The 15,236-nt window shown below is 61.0% G+C and carries 10 protein-coding genes; 5 read left to right on the top strand and 5 right to left on the bottom strand.

All coding sequences use genetic code 11. From position 1 onward, the window contains the following. Positions 1 to 54: 54 nt before the first annotated feature. From flgM to KW838_RS05475, 3 genes are all read left to right on the top strand, one after another. Complete coding sequence (flgM, locus tag KW838_RS05465) at positions 55 to 381, top strand: flagellar biosynthesis anti-sigma factor FlgM (RefSeq protein WP_102699810.1); 327 nt, start codon at positions 55 to 57, stop codon at positions 379 to 381. 48 nt (positions 382 to 429) lie between these two features. Further along, entirely contained in the window at positions 430 to 897 is a 468-nt protein-coding gene (locus KW838_RS05470) for a flagella synthesis protein FlgN (protein WP_102699811.1), read from the top strand. Positions 898 to 990: 93 nt separating this feature from the next. After that, positions 991 to 1,737 carry a flagellar brake protein gene (locus KW838_RS05475; RefSeq protein ID WP_218500636.1) on the top strand — a complete coding sequence of 249 codons (747 nt, stop codon included), beginning with the start codon at positions 991 to 993 and terminating at the stop codon, positions 1,735 to 1,737. A 62-nt stretch (positions 1,738 to 1,799) separates the two neighbouring features. On the opposite strand, the gene KW838_RS05480 is transcribed toward KW838_RS05475, so the two are convergent. From KW838_RS05480 to KW838_RS05495, 4 genes are all read right to left on the bottom strand, one after another. Continuing rightward, a complete protein-coding gene (locus KW838_RS05480; RefSeq protein ID WP_218500637.1) occupies positions 1,800 to 3,182 on the bottom strand; it encodes an MFS transporter in 1,383 nt (460 codons plus the stop codon). Between the two features lie 70 nt (positions 3,183 to 3,252). Then, the gene (locus KW838_RS05485) at positions 3,253 to 4,497 is read right to left on the bottom strand and encodes a glutamine synthetase family protein (protein WP_218500831.1); all 1,245 of its coding nucleotides are present in this window, start codon (positions 4,495 to 4,497) and stop codon (positions 3,253 to 3,255) included. Between the two features lie 201 nt (positions 4,498 to 4,698). After that, positions 4,699 to 5,391: a sensor histidine kinase KdpD gene (locus KW838_RS05490; protein ID WP_218479491.1), complete on the bottom strand. Its 693-nt coding sequence runs from the start codon at positions 5,389 to 5,391 to the stop codon at positions 4,699 to 4,701. Further along, positions 5,388 to 6,992 carry a tetratricopeptide repeat-containing response regulator gene (locus KW838_RS05495; RefSeq protein WP_102699816.1) on the bottom strand — a complete coding sequence of 535 codons (1,605 nt, stop codon included), beginning with the start codon at positions 6,990 to 6,992 and terminating at the stop codon, positions 5,388 to 5,390. The genes KW838_RS05490 and KW838_RS05495 overlap by 4 nt, the downstream gene beginning before the upstream one ends. Before the next feature lie 614 nt (positions 6,993 to 7,606). Here KW838_RS05495 and KW838_RS29460 point away from each other — a divergent pair. Together KW838_RS29460 and KW838_RS05500 are read left to right on the top strand one after the other, a co-directional pair. Beyond that, positions 7,607 to 7,735: a hypothetical protein gene (locus KW838_RS29460; RefSeq protein WP_256358754.1), complete on the top strand. Its 129-nt coding sequence runs from the start codon at positions 7,607 to 7,609 to the stop codon at positions 7,733 to 7,735. Further along, complete coding sequence (locus tag KW838_RS05500) at positions 7,732 to 8,445, top strand: response regulator transcription factor (protein ID WP_218500638.1); 714 nt, start codon at positions 7,732 to 7,734, stop codon at positions 8,443 to 8,445. Before KW838_RS29460 ends, KW838_RS05500 begins: the two co-directional genes overlap by 4 nt. A 284-nt stretch (positions 8,446 to 8,729) precedes the next feature. Here the strand turns inward: KW838_RS05500 and KW838_RS29465 are convergent, their stop codons facing one another. After that, the gene (locus KW838_RS29465) at positions 8,730 to 15,167 is read right to left on the bottom strand and encodes a DUF5801 repeats-in-toxin domain-containing protein (protein WP_256358755.1); all 6,438 of its coding nucleotides are present in this window, start codon (positions 15,165 to 15,167) and stop codon (positions 8,730 to 8,732) included. Positions 15,168 to 15,236: the final 69 nt, after the last annotated feature.

Here is a 15,236-nt window from a genome sequence, read left to right on the forward strand (position 1 = left end):
CCAGGGAATGGCCGAAACCATGGCAAGCGTCCAAATTCCCAGAGGTTTTTTATCATGGTCATCGATTTCAGCCGTTTGAACAGCTCCTCGCCCCTTACGGGCAGTACACGTACCAGCGCCAGCAAGGAAAGCGCCGAAGCCGGCAAAACCGCGCCGCTGGAATCCGCGGCCGAACAGGCCGGTACCGTCAACAGCGGGGAATCGGTACATCTCAGCAATGAGGCTCAACAGTTGCAGAAGGTCACTGACAAGCTGCGCGATCAGCCTGCCGTCGACAAAGCCCGCGTGGCCGAGTTGAAAGCAGCGATTGCCGATGGCAGCTATAAAGTCGACAGCAACCGTGTAGCCAGCAAACTGCTCAACTTCGAAGCCCAGCGCTAGGCCACCGCCGGCGCCAGGCTTTTGGACGCTTAAAACCCAAGGCCAGCCATGCACGACACTCATTTACTGCAACTGATCACCGACGACTTTGCTCCAGCGCAACACCTGCTGGAATTACTGCAGACCGAATCCCTCGCCTTGCATGGCCGTGACATGCCATTGCTCGAGGGCATCCTGGCGCAGAAACAGGCATTGGTCGTCCTGCTCGAACAGCATGGCCGCAAGCGCAGTGAAATCCTCGCCAGCCTCAACCTGCCGACCAACCGCGGCGGGCTGGAGCAACTGGCCAGCCAGTCGAGCATTGGCGACCAGTTGCTGGCGCAAAGTGACGTGCTGACCGATCTCCTGGCCCAGTGCCAGGCCATCAATGCCAACAACGGCCAGTCGATCCTCACTCAGCAGGCCGCTACGGCCACCCAGCTGAAAATCCTCACCGGTGGTGAAACTCCGGCGCTTTACGACGCCAGCGGAACATTCTCCAAGCTTGCTAAGCCGCGCCCCCTCAGTCAGGCTTAGGCCGCTCAATGAGCCCGCTCTATCCAAGACGCGAAAGATGCTGGCAGAATGCTGGCCAGCCGTAGTCAAATTTTGCCTGGAGATTGATTAACCGTGTCCAATGCCTTATCCGTGGATGATGCTCCGCAGCCACCCAAGGTGCTCTCCACGCCCTTGGAAATCTCCAGCAACCTGCGCCAGCTGCTCGAAAGCCATGACCCGCTGATCATCACGTTCCACGAGCGCAGCCAGCGCTTCCAGAGCTATCTGGTGGATCTGGACCGTGACAGCAACATGATTGCCCTGGACGAAATGATCCCTCGTGATGGCGAGCGCTACCTGATGGCGGGCGAACCTTTCAGGGTCGAAGGCTTCCACGAAGGTGTGCGCATTGCCTGGGAAAGCAACGGCCAATTGAAGATCGACGAATCCGGTGGCAGCCGCTGCTATCGCGGCGCCCTGCCCGATGAAGTGGTGTACCACCAGCGCCGCAATGCGTTCCGCGCGGCACTGAAGCTGGCACAACTGGTCAACGTCAATCTCGACGGCGAAAAGCTCAAGGCCCCCATCAGCGGCAAGCTGCTGGATATTTCCGCTACCGGCTGCAAACTGCGTTTCGACGGCGACATCACGGGCAGCCTGCAACTGGGCCAGGTGTACGACCGCTTCAACGCCGACCTGCCCTTTGGCAAGATGACCGCTCCAGTCGAGTTGCGTTATCTGCACTTCGAAGAAAAGATCTCCACCACCTTCGCCGGCGTTCGCTTCCACAACATGAGCGGACTGGTGCAGCGCCAGGTCGAACGCTTCGTCTACCAGTTGCAACGTGAAGCGCGCCGCTTCGACAAAGACGACATCTGATAGAGCCTCCACAAAAAACGGGCAGTCCCTTGCGGTGACTGCCCGTTTTTTGTGCCCCGTCTTTAAGGCCTGGCCTCGCTGAAGTTAGGGTCCCGCCCTGTATCAGGGTCTTGCGGCGGCTGATCGGTTTCAGTTCCGGTGACGGCTTCTGGTTCTGGCTCAGGCTCTGGCCCGGTACTCACCGGAGTGTGCATCTGATCCTGCACCACCTGTTCATCAACACGAGGGTCGAGGCAGGCCACCAGTGGCGAACTCGTCATATTGTCCGGCATGGCCACGTGATGCAGCGGTGCGTCGTCGACCTGATGCAGGTTGGTTACCGCTTTCGGGCGAATCCGCCACACCAGCACCAAGGCGAAGAAACTGAAGAAGGCATAAAGCATCTGGCTGCCGAACAGCTTCATCAGCACACCTGCCACCAGCGGCCCGATACTCGCACCCACACCGTAGGTCACCAGCAACATCGCCGTCAGGGACACCCGGCGATCACCTTCGACGTGGTCATTGGAGAACGCCACCGCCAACGGATACAGGCAGAACTGCACCAGCGAGCAGAGGAAGCCGGCGATGAACAATACCTCCAGCGGCACCTGCGGCATGATCGCCAGCGGCAGTGCGGCCAGTGCCAGGCTGAACGCGAAACTGCGGATCAGCACGGCCCGGTCGTAGCGGTCGGACAGCCAGCCCAACGGCCACTGCACCAGCAGCCCGGCAAAAATGCAGCTACCCATGAACAGACCGACCTGCTCCGTGGACAACCCTTGCTGCGAGGCATACAGCGGCGCCAGACCGTAGAACGAACCGACAATCAGGCCCGCCCCGAGCACCGTACTCAATGATTGCGGGACACGCTTGATAAAGAACCGTGGCTCCATCGGTGCAGGATGCAAGGGTGCAGGGTGAATCCGCCGGGTCAGGGCCACAGGCACCAGGCACAGGGCAAAACACAGGGCGACCAGCATCAGCAGCTCCAGCCCCAGCGCCGGGTGCATGACCAGAATCAGCTGCCCCAGCACCAGGCCCAGGTACGAAGCGATCATGTAACCGCTGAATACCATGCCGCGCTGATTGGCATCGGCCTGCTCATTGAGCCAGCTCTCGATCACCATGTACTGACACATCATGCCCAGACCCACGATGACCCGCAGGAACAGCCAGGCCGGCAGCCAATCGACCAGGCCATGGCCGAGCACCGCCGCACCGACGATCCCCGCACAAGCCGAGTAGGCCCGGATATGCCCGACCCGGGCAATCAAGCGGTGACCGATCTTGCCCCCCAGCACCAGGCCGAAATAGTTGGCGGCCATCAACGCACCGACCCACAGGCTGTCGACATGGTCGGCCGCCAGGCGCAAGCCCAGGTAAGTACTCAACAGGCCCGAGCCGATCAACATCATCAGCGAGGCGAAATACAGTGCTCGAAAGGATTTCCAGATTTGGCGCATCGGCGTTCCGAGCGGCTCCTTGCAGTGAGAATCGGCTATCGCTAAACGATAGCCGGATGTCGACAGATCGTCAGGCCTGGGCGGCTAAAACACGTCGTTCCCAGGGCGTAATTTCATCATGGAAACTGCTCAGCTCCAGGGTCTTCGAAGCGATGTAGCCTTCGATGAATTCCGTGCCGAACAGTTCCTTGGCCAACCGGCTACGTTTCAGACGCTCAAGTGCTGCATGCAAGGTACACGGCAATGAAAGATTGTCCGGCACTTCGAATTCACCCTGGATCGGTGCGCTCGGCTCCAATGCGTTCTCGATGCCATGCAACCCTGCCGCCAGGCTTGCGGCAATCGCCAGATACGGGTTGGCATCGGCCCCGGGCAAACGGTTCTCGACCCGACGGGCCACCGGCAAACTGGCCGGGATACGCAGGCCGGCCGCCCGGTTGTCGTGGGACCAGCAGGCATTGTTCGGTGAGGCGTAAGGGTGGCACAAGCGCTGATAGGAGTTCACGTTCGGCGCAAACAACGCGGTGAAGTCGGCCATGCACACTTGCTGACCGGCAATGAAATGGCGGAAGGTGGCCGTCTCCTGCCCCGCCTCGTCACTGAACACGTTACGCCCCGAGTCGATCTCGACCACGCTCTGGTGAATATGCATCGAACTGCCCGGCGTATGCGCCAACGGCTTGGCCATGCAGACCACGCTCAGGCCGTGCTTGAGAGCCACTTCCTTGAGCAAGTGCTTGAACAGGAACGTCTGGTCGGCCAGCAGCAATGGATCGCCATGCAGCAGGTTGATCTCGAACTGGCTGACGCCCATCTCGTGCATGAAGGTATCGCGGGGCAATCCCAGCGCCGCCATGCACGCGTAGACTTCATTGAAGAACGGCCGCAAGCCGTTGTTGGAACTGACGCTGAACGCCGACTGACCGTCCTCGCGACGACCGTCCTGCCCCACCGGTGGCTGGAACGGCTGAGTCGGGTCGGTGTTAGGCGCAAAAACGAAGAACTCCAGCTCGGTCGCCACCACGGGCGCCAGGCCGAGGGCCGCGTAACGGGCAATCACCGCCTTGAGCTGGCCACGGGTCGACAGGTTGGAGCTGGTGGTAGTGCCCAGTTCATCCGCGTCGCAAATGGCGAAAGCACGCGGCGGGTTGCTCCAGGGCAAGCGGTGGATTTGTGCAGGGTCCGGAATCAGCGCCAGGTCGCCATCATCGCTGCCGTAAAACCGCGCCGGCGGATACCCGCCCATGATGCATTGCAGCAGCACACCCCGCGCCAGCTGCAAACGTCGACCGTCGAGAAAACCCTCGGAGGTCATCACTTTGCCCCGTGGTACGCCATTCAAATCCGGCGTGACACATTCAACTTCATCAATGCCCGTCAATCGCTGCGCGAGTGAACTCAGGCCAACGGTCGTCATGACGCTATCCTTGTTATTGTGCGGGCCGCGAACGGCGACCGTACAAAATAGGCTCCGCGTGTTCGGAATTTCAAGCAGCGTCGATAAATATGCTGTCTGTCAGGGCAGGTAAAGACGGAACACCCCACCGCCCAACGGACCGCCATTGCTGATTTCGGTGTGCCCGCCCACGCCATTGCGTTGATGCAGTGCGGCAATTCGTCCGGCAAAGTACAGGCCCAGGCCGGTGCTGCCGGTGCTTTGATTGATGCCCTGCGCGTAATCGGCCTGACGCTCGATCATCTGCGCCGGATACCCCTCGCCATCGTCATTGATGGTCAACACCAGTTGCCCGGCTTCGTCACTGACACTGATCAGAACGGCATGCCGTGCAAAACGAATGGCGTTGTTGATGCAGTTGGCCAATACCGACGCGATCAACTCGCGGTCGAAGAAACCCAGCGGGCTCAGCGGGTCCACTTCATAGGTGGCCATGATGCCGCGGCTGGCGAACACCTCTTGATGACACGCCAGTTGCGCTTCGATGAAGTCGTCCAGCTCATGGTAGGCCGGTTGCAACGGCATCTGGTTGACGCCGAGCTTATACAGCCCCAGCAACTGCACCAGCATGCCGTTGAGGTGGGCGAACTCGAAGTCGATCACGCCCTGCTCCGGTGTCTGCTGCGCCGATTCCGGCAATCGCGCCAGCCACTGGCTGTGGGCCTGCATCAGCATGGCCAGCGAGTTCTTCATGTCGTGCACGGTGGAGGCGATCACCGTGGAGAAGTCCAGTGCCTGTTCGTTGTCGTTCATTGGCCAAACGCCTTGCTTTTGAGCTTTTGGTAACGTGGAAAACGCGCGTCGGTATCGGGCATCAAGCCGACCATTTTCAGACAGGTCCGGCATTCCTCCAGCTCCGCCGAAGCAATGCTGGTATCGGTGCCGTGCAACAACGACTGCGCCATGTTCAGGGCGATACTGATGTTCTTCGGTTGCATGGCCAGGGCTTTGCGAAAGACCTGCCGGGCCTCCACCAGATTGCCGGTCTTGTAGACGCGCACGCCCTGACGGTTGAGTTCAGCGGCGGCGTTGCCGGCATTGAGGATGCTCGGGTCGTCGGTCTGCTTGGCGATGTCCTTCATCACCGCCGGATCGTCGCCGTAGATTTCCACGCAGTTTTTCAGCATCGCGGTGCCGGCCTCGGACTGCCCGAGCATTTTCAGTTGCTTGGCCACCAGCAACGCAGCTTCCGCGCTCATGAACTGCTCCATGCCATCGAGGCGCAACAGGGCCTGCTCGGTGAGCTTGTCGGCCGTTTCCGCATCGTTGATCAGCAGACTGGTGGCCTTCATCAAGCGTGCACGAATTTGCAGGCCAGGGTCGCCAGGGTTGTCCTTGGCCACGGCGCTCAACGTGGTGTTGATTTCCAGCCGGGTGCGGGTATCCAGCCCCCTGTCGCTGCCCTTGCTGATCAAGGCGTGAGCCAGGCCGAGGTTACTTTCAGGGTCCTTGAAACGTGACTGCGCGCCTTGGGCCACAGCCTGACGATAGGCTTTGGAAGCGGTATCGAAGTCCTCGTTGGTCATCGCCAGCTTGCCCAGCAACGCTTGTCGGCGCACCGCCAGCGGCGACAGGCGAATCGCTTCTTCGAGAACGCGCTGTGCCCCCTTGGTGTCCCCTTCGGCGACCAGCACGTCAGCCATGCCGTCGTACAGCGACGGCATCATCGGGAACACTTTCAGGGCTTTTTCGTAGATACCTTTGGCCTGTCCGACCTGACCGCGCTTGAATAGCAACTTGCCCAGCCCGGCAAATGCCCAGGGCAACGGACGGTCGGCGATGATGCCGTCGTACAGCCGCTCCAGCGCTTCGTTCTGATTGAGGTCGCGCAAGGCATCGGCGCGATAGCGCAGGCACAACGGCGAGTAACGGATGTCTTGCTTGCACAGGGCGATGCAGGCGTTGAGCACCTCCATCGGCTTGCCTCGGTCGAGGGCCTGCAGGATCGGCTTGAGCAACGTCTTGCGCTGCTCCAGGCGCTCCAGGCGCTGGGCCAGGCTGGAACGGTTGAACGGTTTGGTCAGGTAGGCATCGGGCTCATGCTCCAACGCACTGAGCACCATGGCCTGGCTGGTTTCGGCGGTGACCATCACGAACACCGCTTCATGGCTGATCAACTTTTCTTCCATCAGGTCTTCGAGCACCTGCTGGCCGTTCTTCTTGCCGTCGCCCAGGTGAAAGTCCTGCAGGATGAAATCGTAGGCCTTCTGCGAACACATTTTCAGCGCCTGTTCGCCGGTATCGGCAGTGTCCACGTCCTTGACGCCCAGTTCGCGCAGCATCGAGCGAACCGAACTGCGGAAGTCCGAGAAATCATCGACGATCAGAAAACGCTTTTGGTGATACGACAGCATCGAAGATTTCCAGGCAATTTAAGAAGAAGAACCCAAAGGCAAATACACGGACGGACTCAGCTTCGCAGCCCCTGTTTTGGCGCGCAGATGATAGCTGGTAGCCCTTAGCCATCAAACAGCTTCCCATCGCCAATCAGCACATGCGCTGACCGCCAGAGGTGAAGACGCTCGTAACTGTCCGGGTTATCGGCCAGCCATGGCATTCCCTTGAGAACCTGCCCCAACGCTCACTCGGAATAGGTGACGGCGTTTCTGGAAACGAGACATCGCGCACAAAAAAGTGCTGATTCATGAACACCGGCAATACATGAGCACCCGCAATTGCCAGAGGCTGGCCAGGCAGATTTCGCCGATAAATTGACTGGACTGATATTAGCGCTCCTAAGTTAACGCCACTCGTCGATTAATTGACGACCATGATGTGGATCCGACCTTGGCCATTGGCCATCTATGGCAGACCTAATACCTTGATTTTCTAGGGTTACTCTCCCTTCTCGAGAGCATCGGACTGGCCTGTCCGCGCCGGATCTGGATCGAGGACTGATGGGCGGGCAGGCAGGTAGCGCTCCGGGTTGACCTAGAATCAGTTGAGAGGCGGGAGGGAGCAGATCATCATGCGCAAACCACTGATAATTATTCGTATTTATCTGTTCTCCCGGGCTTTGGCTGCCTTCTGGAAACGTTCGCGCCGCCTGCCGGTGGAGGCCATCATTGGTTTTTCAAGGAGGTCAGGAAGATCATGACTGACCCAAAAGAGCCCATTGGCGTGATGCTGATCGATTGTCGCCCCCTCGTACTCATGGGCCTTCACGACTTGATCAATGCCAGAAAGCCCCGGATGGAAGTGACAGGACAGGCCACCACCTATACCCAGGCGCTGGATCTTGCCGATCAGTTGCAGCCCGATGTCATTTTTTTCAGTTTCTTTCCGGATGCGCTGAATCCCCTGGATGTCGTCGCCGGACTCACCCGTAGCGCCGCAATGAAAGTGCTGCTGCTCAAGGGCCTGTACGAAGTTGTCCCCGCTGCCCAAGCGATAGAGGCCGGCGCTCGCGGCATCGTGTTGGCGGAAGACCCGACGGAATCGATTATCCAGGCCATCCTCAAGGTCCACCATAGCGACTGCGCAATGGATAGAGCCTGGGCCGGCGGCCTTTCCGGCTATGCCGCGAACGGGCATATCCCCATGAAGTGCAATCTGGAGCAGGCAAAACAGGCGCGGTTGACGCTGCGCGAGAGAGAGCTGATTCGCGCCATCGTGGGTGAGCCGTCCGCCAAATATGTAAGCATCGCCGGGCGCCTGGGGATCAGCGAGCACACTGTGCACAACCACCTCAGCAACATCTATCAAAAGCTTAATCTGATCAACCGCATCGACTTGCTGATGTATGCGCTGAAACACGGGCTCACCAACGAAGCTCCGACCGAGTCCGTCTGGGTGGAACTGGATTGAGTTTCAAGTCGATAGAAGGCGGTCTGCCCCTCACTTTCAGGAGCCAGGCCGTCACTGTTCCCCCCTCCTTGTCGCTGGCCCGGGACAGAGTGCCCCCGCAAGATTGATGTCGTTCTCGGTAAATCCTGCCTCGCCCACTTGCACCTACCCTCTGCGCTCTTCAAGCCTTGTGCTGCTCGCCAGTCCACAGCGCATGGGCACATGGGGATCTCGCATCAGAGCTGCAAAAAGAATGCGAGGGTGGTTTCCTGCGCCACCCTCGCATCCGTCACGCGCGCAAAGCCTCAGGCGCTGCCAAAAAAGATGTCGGTACTCTGAACATGGGCCCCGACCAAGGTGATGGTCGTTGTTTGTCCGCCCGTCTCGGCAACCGTCACGACGCTGTCTGCGCCGACGTTGTTGATCGATTGAACAACAGCGCTCGGGTCTCCGTTGAGCACCAGCTTGTCTTGCGTGCCTGAGCCCACATCGAAGCCGCTGACCTGGTACAGGTTCTCATTGACTGACAGATCGATGTTGAACGCATCCTGCAGACCGATGGTGCCAACCAGCGAGAAGTCGAAGGCTGCGTTGACCGGGTCGTTGGCGAACAGGTTGGCGGCAAACGTACTCGTCGCCGAGTCCCCATCCTTGTCCGTCAGCGTCGCACTGAACGCCAGCTGGACATCGCTGGCCAGACTCTCGCTCTGCTGAATGAACTGGATCACCGGGATCTTGACATCGCCCCGGCCCATCGTCAGCTGGACAGCGTCGATCAGTGTCGCGCCCTCCTTCTGGACGAGGAAGGACACCTGCCCGCCAGCCTCCGGCGTCAGGGTGTTCACCTCGACGAGGCTGGAATTCGAGCCATCGGCGTAGTAGATCCTGTAGTACAGGTCCTCGGTCGCCGTGTTGTAGCCCGCCACGGAGTTGTCGATGAAGACCTTCATGCCCGTCAGCAGGCTCTCTGGATTGATGACGAAACTTTCATCGGCAGCGCTGATTGCCGCCAGGTTATCGCCCTGGAAAACGTTGTTGGCGACGCCGATGCCGGACGTGCTGACGTTCATCGCCGCCGGGTCGATGTACGACGGCAGGGGGTTGGTCTGCAGCGTGGCTTCGGTGGGGTCGGATGCTCCGAGCCCGATGCCGGTCAGGATGTCCGCCGTCGAAGCAAGCGCCTTCGCGGAAAAGAACACGATCTCCTCGGATGTCGAAGGAATAGCCGGGTTACTGGTCTGCGGAATCAACAACGTGCGTACCGAATCCGGGCCACCGGCAGCGAGCGAGCCGTCGGCACTGCTGAGCACGATCGTCGAACTGAAGCCCTGCACCAGATCCAGTGCATAGCGACCATCGGCATAGGCGGTCAACGTGTAGTCGACGGTGGTATTCGTCGTTGCACTGTTGTTGTCGAAATCACCGGTCAAGGTTCCCGCGAACTGGTACGCGCCATTGACATCCGGTGACTGCGCCAGCTCGGTGAGCGTGCCGGTCCCGGTCGTGGTCGTGTTGTCTGGCCTGACGAGGGTGAACAGGTTGTTGACCAGCGAGATATCCAGACCGGCCGCACCCAGCCCGTCGGCTCCGGTCGCCATATTCCAGAACCCGGATTGCGCCAGAACGCTACCGGTCCCGATCAGGTTGCCGAAACTGAGTGCCGGCCCGTCGTCCTTGAACACCAGGTTCTGCCCGATGTTGAGGGTCGCCTGGGCGCTGTCGCCGTCCCCGTCGGTCTTGATCGCCGTCAGCGTCACCAGGTTGTCCGCGGTCAACGTCCTCGAATCATCCGGATTGTTTGGATCGGAATGCACCACGGCGCGGAGTTGGTCAAGCGTGACGCTGCCATTGGCGGCGACACCGACCGTGAACACCAGCAGGTTGCTCGTGGCCGTACGCCCTTCGACCACGGCGCCATTGAGCGACAGGTTCACCGCCTGGCCCGAGGCCGTGTCCGTCAGCCCGGAGGCCCCGGCCACCACGCCCAGCGCATAGCTCAGCGTGCCCGCCCCATCGGCGCCAAATGCCGAGTTGAAGTTGGCGGCGAAGCTCTGGGTGTCGTTGGTCGCCAGCAGTGTCTCGTCCACCGTCAGCGTTGGCTCCGTGCCGGTGGTGCTGATGCTCGGCCCGTCATCCTTGAACACCAGGTTCTGCCCGATGTTCAGGGTCGCCTGGGCGCTGTCGCCCTCCTTGTCGGTAATGGTCGCCGTCAGCGTCACCAGGTTGTCCGAGGTCAGCGTCTTCGAATCATCAGGATTGGTTGTGTTGGGATGGACCACGGCGCGGAGCTGGTCAAGGGTGACGCTGCCATCGGCGGCGACACTGACGGTGAACACCAGTTGGTTGCTGAGGGCTGTACGCCCTTCCACCACGGTGCCATTGAGCGACAGGTTCACCGCCTGGCCCGAGGCTGTGTCCGTCAGCCCGGAGGCTCCCGCCACCATGCCCAGCGCATAGGTCAGCGTCCCGGCCCCATCGGCGCCAAACGCCGAGTTGAAATTGGCGGCGAAGCTCTGGGTATCGTTGTTCGCCAGCAGCGTTTCGTCCACCGTCAGCGTCGGCTCCGTGCCAGTGGTGCTGATGCTCGGCCCGTCGTCCTTGAACACCAGGTTCTGCCCGATGTTCAGGGTCGCCTGGGCGCTGTCGCCGTCCCCGTCGGTCTTGGTCGCGGTCAGCGTCACCAGGTTGTCCGCGGTCAGGCTCGTCGAATCATCCGGATTGGTTGGGTCGGGATGGACCACGGCGCGAAGCTGGTCGAGCGTGACGCTGCCATCGGCGGCGACACTGACCGTGAATACCAGCAGGTTGCTGAGGGCTGTACGCCCTTCGACCACGGCGCCATTGAGCGACAGGTTCACCGCCTCGCCCGAGGCCGTATCCGTCAGTCCGGAAGCTCCGGCCACCATGCCCAGCGCATAGGTCATGGTGCCTGCCCCATCCGCGCCAAACGCCGAGTTGAAATTGGCGGCGAAGCTCTGGGTATCGTTGTTCGCCAGCAGCGTTTCGTCCACCGTCAGCGTCGGCTCCGTGCCAGCGGTGCTGATGCTCGGCCCGTCGTCCTTGAACACCAGGTTCTGCCCGATGTTGAGGGTCGCCTGGGCGCTATCGCCATCCCCGTCGGTCTTGGTCGCCGTCAGCGTCACCAGGTTATCCGAGGTCAGGCTCGTCGAATCATCCGGATTGGTTGGGTCGGGATGGACCACGGCCCGGAGTTGGTCGAGCGTGACGCTGCCGTCGGCGGCGACGCTGACCGTGAATACCAGCAGATTGCCGAGGGCCGTACGCCCTTCGACCACGGCGCCATTGAGCGACAGGTTCACCGTTTGGCCCGAGGCCGTATCCGTCAGTCCGGAAGCCCCGGCCACAACGCCCAGCGCATAGGTCAGGGTGCCTGCCCCATCCGCGCCAAACGCCGAGTCGAAGTTGGCGGCAAAACTCTGGGTATCGTTGGTCGCCAGCAGCGTTTCGTCCACCGTCAGCGTCGGCTCCGTGCCGGTGGTGCTGATGCTCGGCCCATCGTCCTTGAACACCAGGTTCTGCCCGATGTTGAGGGTCGCCTGGGCGCTATCGCCATCTCCGTCGGTCTTGGTCGCCGTCAGCGTCACCAGGTTGTCCGAGGCCAGGCTCGTCGAATCATCGGGATTGGTTGGGTCGGTATGCACCACGGCGCGGAGCTGGTCGAGCGTGACGCTGCCATCGGCGGCCACACTGACCGTGAATACCAGCAGGTTGCTGAGGGCTGTACGCCCTTCGACCACGGCGCCATTGAGCGACAGGTTCACCGCCTGGCCCGAGGCTGTGTCTGTCAACCCGGAGGCTCCAGCCACCATGCCCAGCGCATAAGTCAGCGTCCCGGCACCATCAGCGCCAAACGCCGAGTTGAAGTTGGCGGCAAAGCTCTGGGTGGCGTTGGTCGCCAGTAGCGTCTCGTCCACTGTCAGCGTTGGCTCCGCGCCGGTGGTGCTGATGGTCGGACCGTCGTCCTTGAACAACAGGCTCTGCCCGATGTTCAGGGTCGCCTGGGCGCTGTCGCCGTCCCTGTCGGTCTTGGTCGCGGTCAGCGTCACCAGGTTGTCCGAGGCTAGGCTCGTCGAATCATCGGGATTGGTTGTGTTGGAATGCACCACGGCGCGGAGCTGGTCGAGCGTGACGCTGCCATCGGCGGCCACACTGACGGTGAACACCAGCAGGTTGCTGAGGGCTGTACGCCCTTCGACCACTGCACCATTGAGCGACAGGTTGACCGCCTGGCCCGAGGCCGTGTCCGTCAACCCGGAGGCTCCGGCCACCATGCCCAGCGCATAGGTCATGGTGCCTGCCCCATCGGCGCCAAACGCCGAGTTGAAGTTGGCGGCAAAGCTCTGGGTGGCGTCGGTCGCCAGTAGCGTTTCGTCCACCGTCAGCGTCGGTTCCGTGCCGGTGGTGCTGATGCTCGGCCCGTCGTCCTTGAACACCAGGTTCTGCCCGATGTTCAGGGTCGCTTGGGCGCTGTCGCCGTCCCTGTCGGTCTTGGTCGCGGTCAGCGTCACCAGGTTGTCCGAGGCCAGGCTCGTCGAATCATCGGGATTGGTTGTGTTGGAATGCACCACGGCGCGGAGCTGGTCGAGCGTGACGCTGCCATCGGCGGCCACACTGACGGTGAACACCAGCAGGTTGCCCGTGGCGGTGCGGCCTTCCACTACGGTGCCGTTGAGTGACAGGTTGACCGCCTCGCCCGAGGCCGTGTCCGTCAGCCCGGAAGCCCCGGCCACCATGCCCAGCGCATAGGTCAGCGTCCCGGCACCATCAGCACCAAACGCCGAGTTGAAGTTGGCGGCGAAGCTCTGGGTATCGTTGGTCGCCAGCACCGTCTCGTCCACCGTCAGCGTCGGTTCCGTGCCAGTGGTGCTGAGGCTCGGCCCATCGTCGTCGAAGATGATCTTGGAGCCGATTTCGGCTTTCGAAATAGAGGCCTGGACCAGCGTGAAACCACCGATATCAAAATCGGCGTGCTCATTGCCCTTGGCATTGACGGCCGCACCGTTCTCGACGAGCACGCGGTTGTGGTCCGACGTCGTGGTGTATTCAATCTGGTAGCCGGCTTTAACGCCGGTGATGGTTGCAACCCCTGTTGCAAAGCTGATGGTGATGGCCGGATCATTCACCAAGCCGTTTGAGTTCTCGATCACCTGCCCGGTACTGTTGAAGACGCGAACATTGGTGATGGCCACCGACGCATCATTCCCGTACCCATTGATGAAATTCGTGCCGGGTTCAGCCGCGGTGCTGAATGCGCTGACCCTTACCACGGCACTCTTGCCGCTTTGCAACTGCACAACGTCGAAACTGGCCGACTTCGCATTGAAGACGCCGGTAAAGTCGACGTTGGATTCAACATCGGCTTCGTTCTGGTCCAGGTTGGGAATGGTCACATTCTGCCTGGCACCCGTGACGAACGAAAAGCGGATGCCCTCTTGCTCCACAATCATCTGATTGTTGGTACCGAATGTGGTCGGCCCCCCCGCCTGGCTGGTATTGATCGTGTCGCCAGTCGTTATATTGAAGCCGCTTGACTGGTCTGCGGGGTCCTTGCCGGTGGCGATGATGGTGGGATCCGTGATCCGCAACACACCTGCGACATCGACAACGTTCGGGTTCGCCTTCGTGAACATCAGGAAGAGGTTCTGACCGGAGGGCGCGTTGGCCAGGCTGAATTCCAGGTCCTGGCTGGCCCCGATGAAAACCTTATCCGCCAGATTGAGCGAATCATCGGCATTCGTCATGTCAGGATGTTTGAGCGGTTGGTACTCCACGGTCCAGATCTTGCCGCCCGTGACCGGCGATCCGGTTTCTTCTATATAGGCGGCGAACACGATCGCGCCGGTTGCGCTACCGGCTCGGCCCACGACGATGTTGTTGTTCGTATCCGTATAGAGAAGGATGCTGGTGCCATCGAGGGTATCCAGTCCGCTGTCCACGCCATTGAGCGGTGCGCCGGAGCTGCCGACGAAGCTGATATCGGTAATGCTTGCGCCGGGGTCAGCGGTGATGGTGAATGCATTGCTGCCCGTGTTGCCCGCGGCACCGGTATAGCCACTCAAGGCCGCGCCCGTGGCAGTACCTGCCCCCAGTGCGGCTAAACGGGTAGTGAAGGTCGAAGGCAGGGACGCCACCAGAATGTCGTTGTCGTCAACGTCCCCCGCCGGGGTTGGCGTGGCAGTGGCGTTCTGTAACCCGGCCGTTTCGTCCAGAGTCACGTCCTCGCCAGTCGCCACGACGCCCAAAACGCTGTCCGTAAACGAAGTTGTCGCCACGGCGTCGTCACCGCTGCCGACGACGCCATCGACGCCCGCAGAGGCCGCGGTGAGCAGAAACGTTGCGCCCGCCGAGTCGTCGGGATTCACGTACCAGGACGTGGTAACGCTGCCGTTGACCTGGCCGTCGAGATCGCCGGCACCGCCGTCGGTCACGGACCAGGGCTCGTGACCCGCGCCGGTGTTGGTATTGAGCACATCGTCGGACGTGCCCCACACGCCATCCGCGCCAGCACCGACGGCGTGGTCCACTTCGAGCGTCACTGTGCTGCCAGCGGCGAAACCGCTGGCCGTGATGATGGCAGTGCTGCCCGGTGCGTAGTCTTTAAGGTTAGTGGTAACGGTCGGAATGTAGGTAAAAGTCCAGTCGTGGCTGACGGGTGAAGGATGCTCACCGGCGTTACTGGCCAGGTCATTCGTTAGCGATGAGGTTCTCTTGCGCATAGCCATGACTTTCTCCTGAGCGGGGGTCCAGTCATCGGAGATCGACCTTGGACCATTTTCTGATCTACAGGTCTC

Source organism: Pseudomonas sp. PDM27, assembly GCF_019219205.1.
GTDB lineage: Bacteria > Pseudomonadota > Gammaproteobacteria > Pseudomonadales > Pseudomonadaceae > Aquipseudomonas > Aquipseudomonas laurylsulfatiphila.

What these genes read in the sequence shown, in the direction of transcription:
- flgM (WP_102699810.1), top strand. Translation starts at nt 55, where the DNA reads ATGGTCATCGATTTCAGCCGTTTGAACAGCTCCTCGCCCCTTACGGGC.
- KW838_RS05470 (WP_102699811.1), top strand. Translation starts at nt 430, where the DNA reads ATGCACGACACTCATTTACTGCAACTGATCACCGACGACTTTGCTCCA.
- KW838_RS05480 (WP_218500637.1), bottom strand. Translation starts at nt 3,182, where the DNA reads ATGCGCCAAATCTGGAAATCCTTTCGAGCACTGTATTTCGCCTCGCTG.
- KW838_RS05485 (WP_218500831.1), bottom strand. Translation starts at nt 4,497, where the DNA reads ATGACCTCCGAGGGTTTTCTCGACGGTCGACGTTTGCAGCTGGCGCGG.
- KW838_RS05490 (WP_218479491.1), bottom strand. Translation starts at nt 5,391, where the DNA reads ATGAACGACAACGAACAGGCACTGGACTTCTCCACGGTGATCGCCTCC.
- KW838_RS05495 (WP_102699816.1), bottom strand. Translation starts at nt 6,992, where the DNA reads ATGCTGTCGTATCACCAAAAGCGTTTTCTGATCGTCGATGATTTCTCG.
- KW838_RS29460 (WP_256358754.1), top strand. Translation starts at nt 7,607, where the DNA reads ATGCGCAAACCACTGATAATTATTCGTATTTATCTGTTCTCCCGGGCT.
- KW838_RS05500 (WP_218500638.1), top strand. Translation starts at nt 7,732, where the DNA reads ATGACTGACCCAAAAGAGCCCATTGGCGTGATGCTGATCGATTGTCGC.
- KW838_RS29465 (WP_256358755.1), bottom strand. Translation starts at nt 15,167, where the DNA reads ATGGCTATGCGCAAGAGAACCTCATCGCTAACGAATGACCTGGCCAGT.